Below are 18,048 nucleotides of genomic sequence, written 5' to 3' on the forward strand. Positions count from 1 at the left end.
GTTTCACAACTATTAGTATGACCGAAGTAAAAGAGGGTGAATGGCAAGTTTCACGAGTTCTATTTAAATATTGGCAGCGTACCCCGCCATTTGTCCGATATATCTGGGTGGTAACAATTTATTTGGTTGCTTGGGGGATTCTAGACAGTATAGCTCTAACCTTTGAAACCGCACCAGAAATCTCTGTTTGGTCTCCAGCTTCAGCCCTCGATATCGTTCTCATCCTTGCTTTTGGCTGGAAATATAGCTTTGCGCTATTGCTGAGTGCGTTTATCCATAACCATTTTATTACTGGTCGAAACATTGATTGGGTGGCACTGCTGATCTTGGAATTAATGGTAACGCTAGGGTATGGCGGCGCTTGCGCTTTCCTATTGTATAAACTGCGAATTAACCCCCGTTTGCGGCAACTGCGGGATGTAACTTGGTTTTTAGCGATCGCCGTTTTAATTGCACCATTAATTGTTGCGCTGTTACAAGCAGCAACCTTTGCTTACTTTGAGGTTGTACCTTGGTCTAAATATTTAATAAATACCTTGCATTACTGGGCAGGAGATGCAACGGGTATTACTATGCTTACGCCGTTTTTATTAGTCTTGCTCCGCAAGTTCCCCTGGATTTGGGCGATCTCCGAAAATGAAGCACCAGCTAGAGAGCATAAAATACTGCCTGCCTGCCGAAAAATTCCCCTATTTCTGGTAGAAGGTTTAGCTCTAAGCTTAGGGATTTGGGTTGCCTATAGTTCTCGTCCGGGGAATAATTTGGACTATACCTATTTTGTGTTTTTACCCTCAATCTGGATTGCTTTAAAGCATGGTTTTGAGCGGGCGACTGGGACGGTCTTGTTTATCAACGTTGCTGTGGCATTTTTGGTATGTGCTACCTTTGGTAAATCTAACGTAGTTGCTTTGCAATTTGGCTTGATGGCAATTACGCTGACCTGCTTGCTATTAGGTGGAATAGCAAGCAATCGCCAGCAAACGGAAAAAGCCTTACGAGATTCTGCCGCACAGTTGAATTACAGCGCTTTCTACGATGTACTGACAAGTTTACCCAATCGCGCCTTATTTAGCGATCGCCTAAAACGAGCTTTTGAGCATGGCAAACAAGTCCCTAATACTTTATATGCGGTACTTTTTATTGACTTAAATCAGTTCAAGGTGGTTAACGATAGCCTCGGACACACCTTTGGCGATCGCTTACTAATTGCCATTGCCCGTAAACTAGAAACTTGCCTTCGTCCTAGCGATACCATTGCCCGTTTAGGAGGAGACGAATTTACAATACTACTAGAAAGTCTTACCGATGTCAGCGACACAATTCGCGTTGCCGAACGTATCCAGGCAGCATTAGCTTTACCTTTCGAGCTTGAAGGACAAGAAGTATTCGCTACTGCTAGTATTGGCATTGCTTTAAGCGTCACAGGATATCTCTTGCCTGATGATATTCTCCGCGATGCGGATATTGCTATGTATCGTGCCAAGCAATTGAAGACGCGCTACGAGATATTTAATACCGCCATGCACATTAGAGCCGTTGCCCGTTTGCAGATGGAAACAGAACTACGTCGAGCGGTCGAACGTCAAGAATTTTTGGTTTATTACCAACCCCTCGTCTCCCTAGTAACGGGGAGGCTTTCAGGTTTTGAGGCTTTGGTTCGCTGGCAACATCCCCAACACGGTATCCTTGCTCCTGCTAAATTTATAGTCTTAGCCGAAGAAACTGGGCTGCTTAACCCCATTGACCAGTGGGTAATGCGTGAAGCCTGCCGCCAAATGCAACAATGGCAAGAGCAAATTCCTACTAATCCACCCTTGCTAATTAGTACCAATTTGGGTAACAAATTGTTTTCTCAACCCAATTTGAGCCAGCAAATTAGCCAAATTTTGACCGATACAAGCCTAGATGCTATTAGCCTTAAGTTGGAGATTACCGAAAACGTTTTAGCAGAAAATGACGAATCAACAATTGCCACGCTCTTGCAAATTAAAGCTTTAGGAGGCCAGTTATCTATTGACGACTTTGGTACGGGATATTCATCCTTAAGCCGTTTGCACTGTTTTCCCATTGATGAATTGAAGATTGATCGTTCGTTTGTCAGTAAAATAGGCATTAGGAGCAACTTAGAGATTACCGAAACTATTTTGACTCTTGCCCAAAAACTTGGCATGAGTGCGATCGCCGAAGGAATCGAAACGGCGGAGCAACTAGCCCGTCTTAGAGAACTTAATTGCCCGTAGGGGCAATTAAGTTCTTCTCCAAACCATTGCCCAGTCAAGCCGCAGAGGAATTAATTATTTCTAAACCGCAGTGGTAACTATTCTTCAACCCGATAACCTAATTCTGCTAAACGAGTCCGCGATTGCCGCCATTTAGGTTGAACTTTAACAAATAATTCTAAATGCACTTTGCCAGCAATTAATTTTTGAATTTGCTCCCGTGCCGCGCTACCAATGGCTTTGAGCATACTTCCACCTTTGCCAATTAATATCCCTTTTTGGGAATCGCGTTCAATATTTATAGTGGCGAATACACGAGTAATAGTTGGTTCTTCTTCAACTTTTTCAATAGCGATCGCCACAGAGTGCGGCACTTCTTCACGAGTTAAAAGTAAAATCTGTTCGCGGATAAGTTCCCCCATAATAAACCGCTCTGGCTGGTCTGTAACTAAATCCGGCGGGTAATAATAAGGGCCAACTTCAAGTTTTTCAATTAACAACTGCTGCAATCCTACTAATCCATCACCTGTTAAAGCCGAAAACTTAACCATTTTCCATTGGTTAGCCTCAGTAACTCGAGCATAAGTAGTATCTAACATTTGGGCATCGGCGGCTGGTTGCGTGTCAATTTTATTGATGCCTAAAATAACTGGAGTTTTGCTGTGACTGAGGATATCGACAATATAGCGATCGCCTCCTCCAGCTTCCACCGCTCCATCTACCACAAACAACACTACATCAACCGAATCAATGGCAATTCTGGCGTTTTGTACTAATACTTCTCCTAATTGATGGTGGGGTTTATGAATTCCTGGCGTATCAACAAAAATTAATTGTGCTTCAGGAGTAGTTAAAATGCCACGTAAGCGATTGCGCGTTGTTTGGGCAACCGGGGAAGTAATGGCGATTTTTTGCCCGACTAAATAATTCATCAGCGTTGATTTGCCGACATTCGGGCGACCAATAATGCCAATAAATCCTGACTTAAAACCCGCAGGTGCTTGGGGAATAGTTGCTATTCCCGATAAGTCTAAAATATTGCTTTGATTAGGTATTTGAGAATCGATATTATTTTCTAACATAATTTTGTAGCGAGGCAATGATCGGGAAACTAAATAAAAGTTGCAATTTCCTACAATTTGCCTATCTTTCAGTTTAATGTACTGCCGTTAAGTGACGTACTCCACACACTGACCTGAGTACAGATGTGGGCTTCTCAGCGAATCTTCTATGAAGACATTGACTGAGCTTTAAGACCGTGCGCCCCACGGTTCCTTATATTTATAGCAGCGTTCAAATCCCTACACAAACTGGTGTGGCATACAGGACAGTTATGCATTCTCTGGGATAGCGGCTTTTTAACTTTGTGACCACAGTTAGAACATTCTTGGCTTGTACCATTTGAATTAACAGGTATTACCTTCAAGCCAGCATTTTCGGCTTTGTTTGAAAGTATTGAAATAAACTGTCCCCATCCGGCATCATTAATACTTTTAGCCAATCTTGTTTTAGCAAGTCCCTTGATATTCAACTTTTCAACAGCTACGATATCGTACTTATCAAGCACTGTTTTAGCTATTTTAAAGTGAAAATCTTTTCTAGTATCACCAACCTTTTTATGCCTGATTCCCAATTGTTTAATTGCTTTCTTGCGACGGTTAGAACCTTTTTTACGACGTGATACTTTACGTTGTGCTGACTTTAATTTTCGTTCAGCTTTACGTAGATACTTTGGCGCAGCAATTCGGGTATTGTCAGAAGCAACATAAAAATCTATTAAACCTACATCAATACCAACAATATTATCAGCGTCAAAATTAGGATTAATAGTTGTAACTGCCTTATCATCAAGACTTAGAGTCACATAGTAACCATCGGCTTTTTTAGTGACAGAGGCAGTCTTGATATCAAAACCGTCAGGTATTTGACGATGAACAATAACTTTTATATCACCTATTTTTGATAATATAATTTTGTTACCGACAAACTGATGAAGTTTGAATTGTGGGTAAGTGAACGTTTTGTATCGTCCTTTAGCTTTAAATCTCGGTCTACCAGATTTTTTGCCGTTAACATCACCTTTTAACCATCGATCAAAAGTTATCTCAACCTTTTTAGGGACTTCCTGCAAGACTTGAGAATGGATGTTTTTGTACCAAGGTCTATTTATTTTTAAATGAGTTAATGATGCCTTTTGCTTGTAGTAGTTTGGTTGTTCTTTTAACTCTGGCAAGTAGCAAATCAAAGGGTATCTATCAATAGGGCAACGATTCATTTCATACCAGTCAACCCTTTGAGCAAGCAAATAATTATATTGGTAACGCAACATTTCAAGTGTGTTATCAATTTTCTCAGCTTGTTCTTTGTTTGGTTTGATTTTGTATTGGTATGAAATTCGCATTTGTTTCACCTTCTTCTAGGAAAATGATAACATAAAGTAACGCCAGTGGGGGACAGAATGAAAATAAAAAGGTTAAACGTTAGACTTTCTGATAGGAGATATTACAAGCTTCAGGCTTGTGCTGCTACTACGGATAAAACTATTACACAGTTGCTTGAAGATTGGATAGATAGCTTACCAGTGGAAAAGAAAATAAAATAAATATTTTGGGAAAAACTCAACTATTACCTTTATTTGTTCATGCTATGCATAAAAACAATAAAGCCAATGCTTCGTTTTTCCCGCGCATTCATCCCGCGCTCCTAAGAGTGAGCCGTAGGGCTTCTGCTGTTTCAGCTAATAGTACATCAGTTAAGATGGCTCGTGGGTTAGTTTAGGTATTTGCTTAGGGAGCAATAAAAGAGACGCAAGCTTCGCGCCTCCTACGTTCCCGGTAATGTTCGCAACCTTTGGCTTAAATGAGTGCGATCGCTTAAACTATGCAGCAAAGGGCCATTAGCGCCAAATTCTACCTTACTTACAGATCCCACCGGACACCCCAACCGAAAGCGGAAACGCCCCACATCAACACCGAGTAAGCTGCACAAAATAATCCTAATCGTTGCTTTGTGGGAAACAATCAAAATATTGCCGCTACTGTAACGCTGCTTGATTTCTTCAATTACAACTAAAGCACGACTTGCGATCGCAACGGCTAATTCTCCCCCTGTGGGCGGATACCACGCCGGATCTGCCGTCCAACGTATATAGTCGTCGTGATATTCACTAGATACTGTTGCTACGGTTTTTCCTTCCCATTTGCCATAATCAATCTCTTTCAAACCGTCGCGTAATTCCAACTCTATACCCAGTTTTTCGGCTAATGGTGTAGCTGTGGCGATCGCTCTTCGCATCGGACTTGCATAGATAGCCTGCCACTCTAAAGACTGGTAAGCCGCCGCAAACCCTTGTGCCATCTCAATTCCATCATCCGTTAGTTCGGGGTCAACAGAGCCACAAAAAGCATTGTTTAGACTGTATTCTGTCTGTCCGTGACGGAGTAAATATAGAGTTAAAGTCACTGTTCCCCTTTGTACAAAGTTTTTAATTGAAAAACCAACGTGAATGTTGAGAAGATTGTAACTTGTCTTTCTACCACTGCAAATAAGCCGATTTAGAACCTTGCTCTCGTCGAATTTTGCTGTCTTTTTCAAACCAAGCAATTATTTGTTTAGTTGTTAAATCCTCAATATTGACTGCATATTCTTGAGCAATATGTTTCAACAAATTTAATGACGAAACTGTAAGCCGTGTCAAAAATTTTTCGTTAGAAGCAAGCAGCGCTGCGTCTACCTGGGCTGAATCTTCTAGAGTCAAAAATTGTGATGATTGCGGTTGGGTATTCATAAGTTCAATCTAACTTAATCAAGTTTTGGGGCTATAGGGCTGGGTGTCTCTACTGGAATATCAGTAGTTTCTGGTATTGAGGGTAAATTAGGGGCAGTCTTAATATTGGTACGGTCGAGACGATTAAAATAGTTTCCTATCTGTTTACTTCTTGACGGTTTAACTTCATCTGTTGAGGTTTCAGGGCTGGGTATGTCTGTAGGAATAGGTAGCGGTTCAATAAGTAGTTCAGGGCTGGGTGTTTCTGTTGGTAAGGTTTCAGGGCTGGGTATGTCTGTAGGAATAGGTAGCGGTTCAATAAGTGGTTCAGGGCTGCGTGTTTCCGTAGGAATAGGTAACGGCTCAATAAGTGGTTCAGATGTTCTCACAGTGTAATTTTGGTCAACAATTCCCCGCGCCTCGTCGGCGGATAATTTTCCTGTAACTAGCTGCGAAAGCGTATCTTTGCTCTTAGGTTCGTAAGTAATAGTTCTAATAGTGTTGTTAAAAACGTTTTTGACCGAGTTACCTTGACTATCGATAAATTCTAGTTGTACCCAGTTTTTACCTAGTTTGAAGCCTTGAAGATAAATACTTTGCCAACTATCTAAAACAAAACTGTAGTCGTTGATTGTGCAACGAATCCGCCAATCAGCAACATTGTTCTCTGTAGCAGTTAGGCGCAAAGGCGCATCAGTTAGATAAAAATCTAATAAAATAGGCTCCGCTCCGTAAGTACCTTTGGGGCGACTGTAGGTTAAAAGTGGCAGGGCTGAATCAGGATTGTTATCTTGAGTCTTAGTAAAAACGTGAAATGTTGTTTGAGCATAAGCGCCAGCATTTTTAAAGCTTTCATGCCAAGGACGAGCCGCAAAAACGCGCAAGGTATGAGTACCAGGGTCTAAACCCTCCAGTATCAAAGGCTTATTTGGGTCATAAACAGCTATGTAGGGCTGATTGTCAAGAATCACGTGCAGATGTGGGCCTAACTCTAATTGGGAATCTTTAAATATAGATAAGTCCTGCACTTGCAAACTTACTTCAATTTTATCGTCTTGAAATACAGCATTAGCTTCGGGACTAACTATAGTTACTTGTGGCTGATAAATCTCCATTTCTCGCCGCAGAGTTTGAATTACTGATGGAGGAGAAACTTCCACTATGTCTCCAGGGGCAATAGTATTACTGCTTTTTGCAAGCACTGTCGTTGTTCCATTGCCTCTACTACAACTTACCGTACTTAATAATGCGATCGCTATTAAGGCAATCCTAAACGCTCTACCTAATTTCTGCCCCAATCTACCTAGCACTCTAAGTTCTCCTTAGCTATCAACATTATTGATATTTGTTGCTTTCCATCATCTTAAACGCCGATCACTGCTATGTAACCAGCGAAAATCACCCCCCAAAGGTAAATTTTTACAACAACTCTAGAAAATCCTCTTGACTTTTTCTCAAAAAGTTAAATTATCTGGGCAAAAAAAAGTACGATCGCCTCGGACTTTGAATTATTGTTAACAAACCCTTAAAACACCTACAGTTAAGGCTCTATAATTCACGGAGAAAGCAAATTTACATCATCGCTGCTGGCGACTGTAAAGCTGTGGGTGCAAATCCTAAAAAGAGCTTCCTCAGTCAAAAGTCAAAAGGTAGTTGGTAATGTTTATAATTCCTGGTTCCTTGTCTAGAGAGGAGAGTCTGAATGACGATAAGTCCTCCTGAGCGAGAGGAGAAAAAAGTAAGAGTTGTTGTTGATGTAGATCCAGTTCCTACTTCTTTCGAGAAGTGGGCGCAACCAGGTCACTTCGACCGCACCTTATCTAGAGGCCCAAAAACCACCACTTGGATTTGGAACCTCCACGCCCTCGCTCATGATTTTGATACTCACACGAGTGACTTAGAAGATATATCCCGTAAAGTCTTTGCTGCCCACTTCGGCCACCTGGCGGTAGTGTTCCTATGGATTAGCGGGATGGAGTTTCATGGCGCTCGATTTTCAAATTATGAAGCGTGGTTAGTAGACCCCTTAAACATCAAACCTAGCGCTCAAGTAGTTTGGCCCATTGTTGGTCAAGACATCTTAAACGCCGATGTGGGCGGTGGCTTCCATGGTATTCAAATTACCTCCGGCTTATTCCATGTATGGCGGGCTGCGGGTTTTACAAGTACATTTCAACTTTACGTAACTGCCATTGGCGGTTTGGTGGCAGCAGCATTAATGCTGTTTGCTGGTTGGTTCCACTATCACAAACGCGCTCCCAAACTGGAATGGTTCCAGAATGTAGAGTCGATGTTGAACCACCATCTAGCAGGCTTACTCGGTTTGGGTTGCCTATCTTGGGCTGGTCATCAAATTCACGTTGCTTTACCAGTAAACAAGCTATTAGACGCGGGTGTGGCTCCGGGAGATATTCCCTTGCCCCACGAGTTCATCTTGAACAGTCGTTTAATGGCAGAGTTGTATCCTAGTTTTGCCCAAGGGTTAACACCTTTTTGGACGCTCAATTGGGGTCAATATGCTGACTTCCTGACTTTTAAAGGTGGTCTAAATCCACAAACAGGCGGTTTGTGGTTGACCGATACAGCACACCATCACCTAGCGTTGGCGGTGCTATTCTTGGTCGCTGGTCATATGTACCGCACTAATTGGGGTATAGGACACAGCATTAGAGAAATTCTCGAAAATCATAAAGGGCCCTTCACAGGCGACGGTCATAGAGGTTTATATGAAAATATGACTACCTCTTGGCATGCTCAGTTGGGAGTAAACCTAGCAATGTTGGGTTCGGTAACGATTATCGTGGCGCATCATATGTACGCGATGCCTCCGTATCCGTATATAGCAATAGATTACGCTACGCAGCTATCGATATTTACCCACCATATGTGGATTGGCGCTTTCTTCATTGTTGGAGGAGCCGCCCACGCTACGATCTTTATGGTGCGAGATTACGATCCAGTCGTAAACCGTAACAACGTTTTAGACCGAGTGCTACGTCACAGAGACGCGATTATCTCCCACTTGAACTGGGTATGTATGTTCTTGGGCTTCCACAGTTTCGGGTTGTACGTTCATAACGACACCATGCAAGCTTTGGGTCGTCCTCAAGATATGTTCTCGGATACAGCAATTCAATTGCAGCCTGTATTCGCACAGTTCATTCAAAACATTCAAACTTTAGCTCCAGGAACAACGGCTCCAAACCAGTTAGAACCTGTTAGCTACGTCTGGGGTGGTGGAATTGTAGCGGTAGGTGGCAAAATTGCCATGATGCCGATGGCATTGGGTACGGCGGACTTCATGATCCACCACATTCACGCTTTCCAAATTCACGTCACAGTCTTAATTCTCCTCAAGGGCTTCTTATTTGCTCGTAACTCCCGCTTGATTCCAGATAAGGCGAACTTGGGTTTCCGGTTCCCTTGCGACGGACCAGGACGGGGCGGCACTTGCCAAGTATCCGGTTGGGATCACGTATTCCTAGGTTTATTTTGGATGTTCAACACTATTGCGATCGCCGTTTACCACTTTAGTTGGAAAATGCAGTCGGATGTGTGGGGGACGATAGATGCCGATGGAACTATAGCGCATATCACTGGAGGCAACTTTGCCCAGAGTGCCATCAACATTAACGGTTGGTTGCGCGACTACCAGTGGGCGCAGGCAGCGCAAGTAATTCAGTCCTACGGCACATCTCTATCAGCCTACGGCTTGATATTCTTAGGCGCTCACTTTGTTTGGGCATTTAGTTTAATGTTCTTGTTTAGCGGTCGCGGCTACTGGCAAGAACTAATCGAATCAATTGTTTGGGCGCATAATAAGCTGAATTTTTCCCCAGCAATTCAACCCCGCGCTCTGAGTATTATTCAGGGTCGAGCGGTGGGAGTGGCGCATTTCCTCTTAGGAGCGATCGTCACTATCTGGGCTTTCTTTGAAGCTCGGATTATCTCGGTAGGTTAGCGGTCAGCGTTCAGGGGTCAGCATTTCAGCAAGTGCAGGCAACTGAACGCTCAATGGAAGCAAATTCATAAAACCTATGGCAACAAAATTTCCAAAATTTAGCCAGGATCTTGCCCAAGATCCGACAACTCGTCGGCTCTGGTACGGGATTGCTACAGGCAACGACTTTGAGAGCCACGATGGCATGACAGAAGAAAATCTTTACCAAAAGATTTTCGCAACTCACTTTGGTCATGTGGCAATCATCTTCCTGTGGACCTCTAGCCTCCTGTTCCACGTAGCTTGGCAAGGCAACTTTGAACAATGGATTAAAGATCCCCTCAACGTCCGTCCGATTGCTCATGCGATTTGGGATCCTCACTTTGGTAAAGCCGCAGTAGATGCCTTTACTCAGGCTGGGGCGACCTATCCAGTTAATATTGCTTATTCTGGTGTGTACCACTGGTGGTACACAATTGGGATGCGGACAAACAACGAACTGTATACAGGTGCAGTGGGTTTATTACTAATAGCAGCAGTATTTCTGTTTGCTGGTTGGCTCCACTTACAACCAAAGTTCCGTCCTAGTTTGTCTTGGTTTAAGAGTGCCGAGCCACGCTTGAATCACCACTTAGCAGGTTTGTTTGGAGTTAGTTCTTTAGCTTGGGCTGGTCACTTAGTCCACGTTGCTATCCCCGAATCTCGCGGACAGCACGTAGGTTGGGACAACTTCTTAACAACTTTGCCTCACCCCGCAGGCTTGCGTCCTTTCTTTACTGGTGATTGGGGTGTTTACGCCCAAAATCCAGATACCGCAGGTCAAATATTTAGCACGTCAGAAGGTGCTGGTACAGCAATTCTTACCTTTTTAGGTGGATTCCACCCTCAGACTAAATCGCTGTGGCTGACCGATATGGCTCACCACCACTTAGCGATCGCAGTAATTTTTATTATTGCGGGTCACCAGTACCGCACCAACTTCGGCATTGGTCACAGCATTAAAGAAATGCTCAATGCCAAGAACTTCTTTGGCGTTAAGACTGAAGGTCAATTCAACTTGCCTCACCAAGGCTTGTACGACACCTACAACAACTCGCTCCACTTTCAGTTGTCTATTCACTTAGCAGCTTTAGGTACAGCACTATCGTTAGTAGCGCAACATATGTACGCCTTGCCTCCCTATGCTTTTATAGGGCAGGATTTCACAACCCAAGCAGCTTTATACACCCATCACCAGTACATTGCTGGATTCTTGATGGTAGGAGCTTTCGCCCATGCTGGAATCTTCTGGGTGCGCGATTATGACTCCGAACAAAATAAAGGCAACGTCTTAGACCGGGTACTGAAGCATAAAGAAGCGATTATTTCTCACCTCAGTTGGGTGTCGCTATTCTTGGGTTTTCATACTTTAGGTTTGTACGTCCACAACGATGTAGTAGTGGCTTTCGGTACTCCTGAAAAGCAAATCCTCATCGAGCCAGTGTTTGCCCAGTTCATTCAAGGCGCTCACGGTAAGGTATTGTACGGTTTTGACACCCTACTATCTAACCCTGATAGCATCGCTTCTACGGCGGGTGCGGCTTGGCTACCTGGTTGGTTAGATGCCATTAATAACGGTACTAACTCTTTATTCTTGACAATTGGACCTGGCGATTTCCTCGTCCACCACGCTTTTGCACTCGGTATTCATACTACCGTGTTGATTTTGGTCAAAGGGGCTTTGGATGCGCGTGGTTCTAAGCTGATGCCCGATAAAAAGGACTTCGGTTACTCCTTCCCTTGCGATGGCCCTGGTCGTGGCGGTACTTGCGATATTTCAGCGTGGGATGCTTTCTACCTTGCTATGTTCTGGATGCTCAACACTATTGGTTGGGTGACCTTCTACTGGCATTGGAAACATTTGGGGGTATGGCAAGGCAACGTCGCTCAGTTTAACGAGTCGTCAACTTATTTGATGGGTTGGCTAAGAGATTATCTCTGGCTGTACTCGGCTCAGTTGATCAACGGTTACAACCCTTACGGGATGAATAACTTGGCTGTCTGGTCGTGGATGTTCTTGTTTGGACACCTAGTTTGGGCAACAGGATTCATGTTCTTGATCTCCTGGAGAGGGTACTGGCAAGAGTTGATTGAAACTCTAGTTTGGGCGCACGAGCGGACACCGCTTGCTAACTTAATTCGCTGGAAAGACAAGCCCGTTGCTATGTCTATTGTTCAAGGTCGTTTGATTGGACTTGCTCACTTTACAGTTGGTTATGTCTTAACTTACGCAGCCTTCTTGATTGCTTCAACTGCTGGTAAATTTGGTTGATAGTTTCAATTAAAGTGTAGTTGAATAAATCAAATCCCCTGCCTAACGGTGGGGGATTTTTTTAGGAATGAACCGAGTTTGCGAAGGGTTTAGAGCGTGAAAGTTAAGATGATATTGGAAGTTACTTTTGAGTTCAGGTATCAAATCTGAGGTTTATATGATTCAAGCTTTACCTAAAATAGTAAGTTTTGAGGAATTTATAGATGAGAAACCTAGCATCGGTCATTATGAACTACATAATGGGGTAATAGTTGAGATGTCGCAACCATTAGGCGAACATGAAGAGATCGTTGTATTTTTGGCTGAGAGATTCACCTTAGAATATAGTCGTCTTAACTTGCCCTACGGTATTCCCAAAACAGTTTTAATTAAACCACTTGAAAGCGAAACCGCTTACTCGCCAGATGTACTGTTATTAAACCGTCCTAATTTAGCAACAGAACCCAGATGGAAGAATCAATCGACAGTTAGTTATGCAGAATCAATTCCATTATTAGTAGAAGTTGTAAGTACCAATTGGCGCGATGATTACTTAAATAAAGCCGGTGATTATGAAAAAATGGGGATTCTTGAATACTGGATTGTTGATTATCTTGGTTTAGGTGGAAGGCGGTTTATTGGCAATCCTAAGCAACCAACTATTTCAATTTATCAACTCGTGGAAGGGGAATATCAAGTTAGTCAGTTTAGAAAAAGCGATCGCATTTTATCACCAACGTTCCCCCAATTAAATTTAACTGCTCAAGAGATTTTTGCTGCTGGTTTATGAGTTCTTAAAGATAAAGTTTAAACAAATGTATAAATTCACAGCCAATTGATAACTAAGGCATGATTTGTAGTTAAAAATGGTTTCATTTTCATAACTCACCTTGTATATTAAATGTAATCATATAGAGTTTATTTATGACATTGGTGTTCTTTATACATGGCGTTGCCACAAAAGATGCCGGATATTCAAGAAAATTAGAAGCTTTAATCAGAGAAGAATTTAACAAAAAAGACAAGCCTCTCCCTCACTTCTACGCCAGCTTTTGGGGCAATATTTTGAAGCAAACGGGGCAGATTTGGAACTGGGTTCATCAGGATTTGCAAGATTTTAAAAAAATCCATCCAAACGTTGATGTAAAAGATATTTTTCGCTATCAAGAATTCAGGCAAGACTTTATTTCTGAATTTTTTGGAGATATTCTTACTTACTTCAATACGGAGCGAGGCAGAAAAATTAGAGAATTGATCGCTCAAGGATTAGCTGATTTTATAAAAACATTTCCTCAAGAGGAGGAGTTACACATTATTACTCACTCTCTTGGTAGTGTGGTTTTATGGGACGTTTTGTTTTCAGAAAAATTTGAGCTAGACGACCCAGCTTATGAGATTCGCGCCATGATTGAGTCACTAAATATTGATAGGAAGGAGCAAAAAACCTATTTGAAAAGCATTACTACTATGGGTTCGCCTATCTTATTTTTTAATATGATGCTGAATATTAGTTCGGTGAAAATCAAAGATTTTACGGAAAAATATTATCATCAACCTTTAAGATGGCTGAATATTATTCATTCTTCAGATATCATTGCCTACCCCCTTAAAGCTAGTATCAACGCTGGTTCAATACCTACAATCTTTTTTCGTGATAAGTATATTTGGGCTGATGCTAATGGAGCAGAAAGAGGAGCGCGGACTTTTGGTCAAGCTCATGCAGCAATGGCGATAGGCGTATCTGATGGTCATGGTTACTACTGGGGAAGCTCTGGTACAGCCCGTTTAGTAGCTGCTAATATTTTGGGTGACTGTAGTGCAATAGATTCAGCACTGATTGACAATAGTTAAGAAGTCGCAAATCTAAAAAACTTTAATTAGCAAGCCGCAATATATTTAAAGCAACAGCTTCCGCCACCTTAATACCATCAATACCCGCCGAGAGGATTCCCCCCGCATACCCAGCGCCTTCCCCCGCCGGATAAAGACCTTGGGTATTTAGAGATTGATAATTTTCTTGGCGTTTAATCCGAATCGGTGATGATGTGCGAGTCTCAACCCCTGTCAAAATCGCATCGTTCATCGCAAAGCCTTTAATTTTTTTAGCAAAAGCTGGTAACGCCTCGCGAATAGCAGAAATGGCATAATCTGGCAAACTCTGGCTCAAATCACCTAAATTAACTCCGGGGGAGTAAGATGGCTTAACGGTTCCTAGCTTGTTAGAAGGACGATTAGCGATAAAATCGCCTACTAACTGTCCAGGAGCATAGTAAGTCTTACCGCCCAATTCAAAAGCTCGTTCTTCTAAGCGACGTTGAAAATCAATTCCAGCTAATGGATGTCCCGGATAATCTTCCGGTGTAATCCCGACAACGATCGCACTATTTGCGTTACGTTCATTGCGAGAGTATTGGCTCATTCCATTAGTAACTAATCGTCCGGGTTCAGAGGCGGCGGCTACTACAAGTCCTCCCGGACACATACAGAAACTATATACAGAGCGCCCATTTTGGCAGTGGTGAACAAGTTTGTAATCGGCTGCACCTAAAAGTTTATTCCCAGCATTTTCCCCAAAACGAGCGACATCAATAATTGGTTGGGGATGTTCCACTCGAAAGCCAATAGAAAAAGGTTTAGCTTCGATGTAAACTCCCCGATTGAACAGCATTTGAAAGGTATCACGGGCGCTATGCCCTACCGCCAAAACTACATGATTGCTGGCGATATATTCTCCACTAGCAAGCCTTACCCCCCGCACTTGCCCATTTTCAATATCGATATCTTCTACCCGACTTTGAAAGCGAATTTCGCCGCCCAATGATTCAATCGTGGCGCGGAAGCTTTGAACTATACCCACCAGTTTAAAAGTACCGATATGGGGTCTATTTACATATAAAATCTCTGGAGAAGCGCCAGCATTGACGAATTCTGTCAGGACTTTGCGCCCATAATGCTGAGAATCTTTAACTTGACTGTAGAGTTTACCATCAGAAAACGTCCCCGCTCCGCCTTCGCCAAATTGAGCATTAGATTCTGGGTTGAGACTTTCTTTATTTTTCCAAAAAGCAAAAGTATCCACCGTGCGATCGCGCACTGCTTTACCCCGTTCTAACAAAATCGGGCGAAAACCCATTTGTGCTAGTAATAAGCCTGCAAACATTCCGCAAGGGCCTGTACCAATCACAATCGGTCGGGTTTCATTTGAAATTGGGGCTTTGACTACCAAACGATAGCTCATGTCGGGCGTAACGCTAATATGGGGGTCTTTTTTAAAGCGCTCAAGGAGTGGTTTTTCATGAGTTGTTTCTACATCCAAAATATAGACAAGCACAATCTCGCCTTTTTTACGAGCATCATAGCTGCGCTTAAAAATTGTATAGCCGAGCAAATCGGTGGGGGCGATTTGAAGCTTTTTAAGGATAGCCGTTGCGATCGCCTCTTGGGGATGATCGAGAGGAAGCTTCACTTCGGTTAGTCGTAACATAGTCAATACAAATGGCTTAATTGAAATTAATTTTCGCTCTTTTGGGGATTTCTTCTAGCCTAATACAGATCGTATTTCATTAACTGACAAGGTAAAGTGCCGTTAAACACTGCCGTCCGTTGGGATGATTTTAGCCCTATACACAAAGCTAATTCCTTGTTTCCACTCAATACAAAAGCAGTCCAGCCTTTGAAGCGTTGTTTTAGCACGTCACCTAAAAGCTTATAAAATGCCCCCAAGTCGCTATCTTTCCCCAATCGTTCACCATAAGGGGGATTGCAAAACAAAACTCCACTGTCGGCGGGGGCTACAACGTCGCTCAAGTCCATTTGGGAAAACCAGACATGATTTAATACTCCGCAGTTTGTCGCATTTGAAACTGCACTTTCAATCGCCTTTTCATCTTTGTCGCTTCCCCAAATTGGCGCAGGGAGTGTATCTTTTTGACTATTCTTCGCCGATTCAATCAGTTCCTCTAAAAGCGTCAAGTCAAAATCGAGCCAAGTTTCAAACCCAAAACGTTCTCTAAATAGCCCTGGGGCGATGTTGAGCGCCTTTAAACTAGCTTCTAGGGGTAAAGTACCCGAACCACAAAGCGGGTCGTAGAACATTTGTTCTGGCTGCCAAGAAGATAGTTGAATCAAAGCCGCCGCTAGAGATTCTTTGAGAGGAGCAGCGCCCATTACTGGACGATAACCCCGACGGTGCAAGCTATTTCCCGAACTATCAAGGCTGACAGTACAAACTTCGCGCTCGATATGCACGTTGATTCGTACATCGGGATCTTGTGTTTCTACATTAGACCTATCACCAAACTGTTCTTGCTGCTGTTCGACAATTGCTTTTTTAACTTGCAACGCCGTGAAATGCGTGTGATTGAGACGATCGCTTTTTCCCGTCGCATTTACCGCCAGCGTCAAGTCTGGGGTAAGATACTCTGACCAATCAATTGTTTGGATGCCATTATAAAGATCCTCAGCATCTAAACATGGAAACTCCTGCAACTTTACTAAGATCCGAAACGGTAACCTTGCCCATAAATTAACGCGATAAAGTGTAGTGCGATCCCCAACAAAAGCCGCACCGCAAAATCCTGGCTCTACTTTATGAGCGCCTAATTGTTCCAATTCCTGAGCCGCAAGGGTTTCTAAGCCCCTAGCAACGGTTGCAAAATATTGTTTCATAGTAACTAATGAATAACACCTTTTTACCAGTGCGATACGCCAGCGCGCTCGCAGAGCTTCGCATTCCACCAACCAATAGCTCTACTAATAAGGAATCGCACGATAGCCTAATCGCGCTCCCGGTTACGGGCTTCGCACTTCAAACTCATTTACAGCTATAACTACGCTAACCTACTCAAAACTTCAGTTTGTCCAACATCTAAATTGATACAGATGTAGTAGTTGGATTCTTAACCCAACTTAAAAAAGCTTTTAAAATTTCCTCAAGTTGAGTTTCATCACCAGCACCAATAAATTTATTATTTTCAAGGCGACAAAAAATCCACTGTTCTTCAGAAAGCTCCCTCCGAAGTGCTTGATAATGTTTGCCGTCAAGACTTGTTTCTTCAAGGTCAATTTTTATTAGCCACCCTGGATGATCAAGGGTTTCAATTACGATTCCAAAGGAGTGTTCCCAATCACCGTTGCAATTTGCAGCGTACCATTTTTGTAGATCGCCGAGAACGTCCATTTCTCATCTAAACAAAGTCTATTAACTGTTGATTATATAGAAATCTTTACAACACTTCTAGAACAGATGTTATACGGCAATATCTAATTATATTACGCGAAGCTTTAGAATTAATGCGATCGCATACCAGTAACAAATAAGTGCTAAAGATGTCAATTCCCCCATAACAAACTATAATGTAAAAGTACGGGGCTTTAAAGGTTTCGACAGGTTGGCGAAAGCTACTCTGTGATGCAGGTCGAGAGCGAGTTTCCTCTCGTAAATCAAAGACTCGAAAAAAAAGTAAATGCGAACAACATCGTTCCTTTCGCTCGTAAAGCAGTAGCCGTAGCCTAAAAACTCTCGTCTAATGTGAGCGTCTATAGTTTGACTCCGTTAAGGACTATAGACCAACCCCCAACGGATGCTCTAGCAAATGTTCTCTGGGTGGTTTGCTAGTTAAGACTTAACCAGTGAATCCCACCGTCCGGGATAAGGGACGGTTCCCGCCTTGAGGATTAGATAGGATAAACCTGTGAATGAACGGGGAGTCAATACCCAATTTGGACACGGGTTCAATTCCCGTAAGCTCCATAAATATAGAAATCCATTTAGCAAAACGCTAGATGGATTTTTGTTTAGTATGTGACCTCGACTAAACTAAGTAAAGTTGAG

Annotated in this window: 13 protein-coding genes and 1 other RNA gene; 6 read left to right on the forward strand and 8 right to left on the reverse strand. The window is 42.8% G+C overall.

Annotated elements, in window-relative coordinates; translation table 11 throughout:
- Nucleotides 1-17 precede the first annotated feature (17 nt).
- Complete coding sequence (locus C7B70_RS27580) at nucleotides 18-2,240, forward strand: bifunctional diguanylate cyclase/phosphodiesterase (protein ID WP_233220837.1); 2,223 nt, start codon at nucleotides 18-20, stop codon at nucleotides 2,238-2,240.
- Between the two features lie 77 nt (nucleotides 2,241-2,317).
- On the opposite strand, the gene era is transcribed toward C7B70_RS27580, so the two are convergent.
- From era to C7B70_RS06340, 5 genes are all read right to left on the reverse strand, one after another.
- Nucleotides 2,318-3,301 carry a GTPase Era gene (gene era, locus C7B70_RS06320; protein WP_199192096.1) on the reverse strand — a complete coding sequence of 328 codons (984 nt, stop codon included), beginning with the start codon at nucleotides 3,299-3,301 and terminating at the stop codon, nucleotides 2,318-2,320.
- A gap of 146 nt (nucleotides 3,302-3,447) precedes the next feature.
- A complete protein-coding gene (locus C7B70_RS06325) occupies nucleotides 3,448-4,620 on the reverse strand; it encodes an RNA-guided endonuclease TnpB family protein (protein ID WP_106368217.1) in 1,173 nt (390 codons plus the stop codon).
- A 422-nt stretch (nucleotides 4,621-5,042) separates the two neighbouring features.
- Nucleotides 5,043-5,681 carry a histidine phosphatase family protein gene (locus C7B70_RS06330; protein ID WP_106368218.1) on the reverse strand — a complete coding sequence of 213 codons (639 nt, stop codon included), beginning with the start codon at nucleotides 5,679-5,681 and terminating at the stop codon, nucleotides 5,043-5,045.
- 70 nt (nucleotides 5,682-5,751) lie between these two features.
- Complete coding sequence (locus C7B70_RS06335; protein WP_106368219.1) at nucleotides 5,752-6,006, reverse strand: hypothetical protein; 255 nt, start codon at nucleotides 6,004-6,006, stop codon at nucleotides 5,752-5,754.
- Between the two features lie 14 nt (nucleotides 6,007-6,020).
- Nucleotides 6,021-7,295 carry a hypothetical protein gene (locus tag C7B70_RS06340; protein WP_106368220.1) on the reverse strand — a complete coding sequence of 425 codons (1,275 nt, stop codon included), beginning with the start codon at nucleotides 7,293-7,295 and terminating at the stop codon, nucleotides 6,021-6,023.
- 392 nt (nucleotides 7,296-7,687) lie between these two features.
- Here C7B70_RS06340 and psaA point away from each other — a divergent pair, with 392 nt between their 5' ends.
- The 4 genes from psaA to C7B70_RS06360 all read left to right on the forward strand — a co-directional run bounded on the left by psaA (nucleotide 7,688) and on the right by C7B70_RS06360 (nucleotide 14,066).
- Nucleotides 7,688-9,946 carry a photosystem I core protein PsaA gene (gene psaA, locus C7B70_RS06345; protein WP_106368221.1) on the forward strand — a complete coding sequence of 753 codons (2,259 nt, stop codon included), beginning with the start codon at nucleotides 7,688-7,690 and terminating at the stop codon, nucleotides 9,944-9,946.
- A 76-nt stretch (nucleotides 9,947-10,022) separates the two neighbouring features.
- Nucleotides 10,023-12,236 (forward strand): photosystem I core protein PsaB, encoded by a 2,214-nt coding sequence (gene psaB, locus C7B70_RS06350; protein WP_106368222.1) that lies wholly within the window; start codon nucleotides 10,023-10,025, stop codon nucleotides 12,234-12,236.
- A 157-nt stretch (nucleotides 12,237-12,393) separates the two neighbouring features.
- Nucleotides 12,394-13,005 carry a Uma2 family endonuclease gene (locus tag C7B70_RS06355; RefSeq protein ID WP_106368223.1) on the forward strand — a complete coding sequence of 204 codons (612 nt, stop codon included), beginning with the start codon at nucleotides 12,394-12,396 and terminating at the stop codon, nucleotides 13,003-13,005.
- 134 nt (nucleotides 13,006-13,139) lie between these two features.
- Nucleotides 13,140-14,066 carry a hypothetical protein gene (locus C7B70_RS06360; RefSeq protein ID WP_106368224.1) on the forward strand — a complete coding sequence of 309 codons (927 nt, stop codon included), beginning with the start codon at nucleotides 13,140-13,142 and terminating at the stop codon, nucleotides 14,064-14,066.
- 22 nt (nucleotides 14,067-14,088) lie between these two features.
- Here C7B70_RS06360 and C7B70_RS06365 read toward each other — a convergent pair whose 3' ends face one another.
- The 3 genes from C7B70_RS06365 to C7B70_RS06375 form a co-directional block, all read right to left on the reverse strand.
- On the reverse strand, nucleotides 14,089-15,699 hold the full coding sequence (locus C7B70_RS06365; protein WP_106368225.1) for an NAD(P)/FAD-dependent oxidoreductase: 1,611 nt from the start codon (nucleotides 15,697-15,699) through the stop codon (nucleotides 14,089-14,091).
- A 59-nt stretch (nucleotides 15,700-15,758) separates the two neighbouring features.
- Nucleotides 15,759-16,883, reverse strand: coding sequence for a class I SAM-dependent RNA methyltransferase (locus C7B70_RS06370; RefSeq protein WP_106368226.1), 1,125 nt, complete (start codon nucleotides 16,881-16,883; stop codon nucleotides 15,759-15,761).
- Nucleotides 16,884-17,082: 199 nt separating this feature from the next.
- Nucleotides 17,083-17,394, reverse strand: coding sequence for an immunity 53 family protein (locus tag C7B70_RS06375; RefSeq protein ID WP_106368227.1), 312 nt, complete (start codon nucleotides 17,392-17,394; stop codon nucleotides 17,083-17,085).
- 188 nt (nucleotides 17,395-17,582) lie between these two features.
- Here C7B70_RS06375 and ssrA point away from each other — a divergent pair.
- Nucleotides 17,583-17,970: a transfer-messenger RNA gene (gene ssrA / locus C7B70_RS06380) on the forward strand.
- Nucleotides 17,971-18,048: the final 78 nt, after the last annotated feature.

This window comes from Chlorogloea sp. CCALA 695 (assembly GCF_003003885.1).
GTDB lineage: Bacteria > Cyanobacteriota > Cyanobacteriia > Cyanobacteriales > Chroococcidiopsidaceae > Aliterella.

What these genes read in the sequence shown, in the direction of transcription:
- C7B70_RS27580 (WP_233220837.1), top strand. Translation starts at nt 18, where the DNA reads ATGACCGAAGTAAAAGAGGGTGAATGGCAAGTTTCACGAGTTCTATTT.
- era (WP_199192096.1), bottom strand. Translation starts at nt 3,301, where the DNA reads ATGTTAGAAAATAATATCGATTCTCAAATACCTAATCAAAGCAATATT.
- C7B70_RS06325 (WP_106368217.1), bottom strand. Translation starts at nt 4,620, where the DNA reads ATGCGAATTTCATACCAATACAAAATCAAACCAAACAAAGAACAAGCT.
- C7B70_RS06335 (WP_106368219.1), bottom strand. Translation starts at nt 6,006, where the DNA reads ATGAATACCCAACCGCAATCATCACAATTTTTGACTCTAGAAGATTCA.
- psaA (WP_106368221.1), top strand. Translation starts at nt 7,688, where the DNA reads ATGACGATAAGTCCTCCTGAGCGAGAGGAGAAAAAAGTAAGAGTTGTT.
- psaB (WP_106368222.1), top strand. Translation starts at nt 10,023, where the DNA reads ATGGCAACAAAATTTCCAAAATTTAGCCAGGATCTTGCCCAAGATCCG.
- C7B70_RS06355 (WP_106368223.1), top strand. Translation starts at nt 12,394, where the DNA reads ATGATTCAAGCTTTACCTAAAATAGTAAGTTTTGAGGAATTTATAGAT.
- C7B70_RS06360 (WP_106368224.1), top strand. Translation starts at nt 13,140, where the DNA reads ATGACATTGGTGTTCTTTATACATGGCGTTGCCACAAAAGATGCCGGA.
- C7B70_RS06365 (WP_106368225.1), bottom strand. Translation starts at nt 15,699, where the DNA reads ATGTTACGACTAACCGAAGTGAAGCTTCCTCTCGATCATCCCCAAGAG.
- C7B70_RS06370 (WP_106368226.1), bottom strand. Translation starts at nt 16,883, where the DNA reads ATGAAACAATATTTTGCAACCGTTGCTAGGGGCTTAGAAACCCTTGCG.
- C7B70_RS06375 (WP_106368227.1), bottom strand. Translation starts at nt 17,394, where the DNA reads ATGGACGTTCTCGGCGATCTACAAAAATGGTACGCTGCAAATTGCAAC.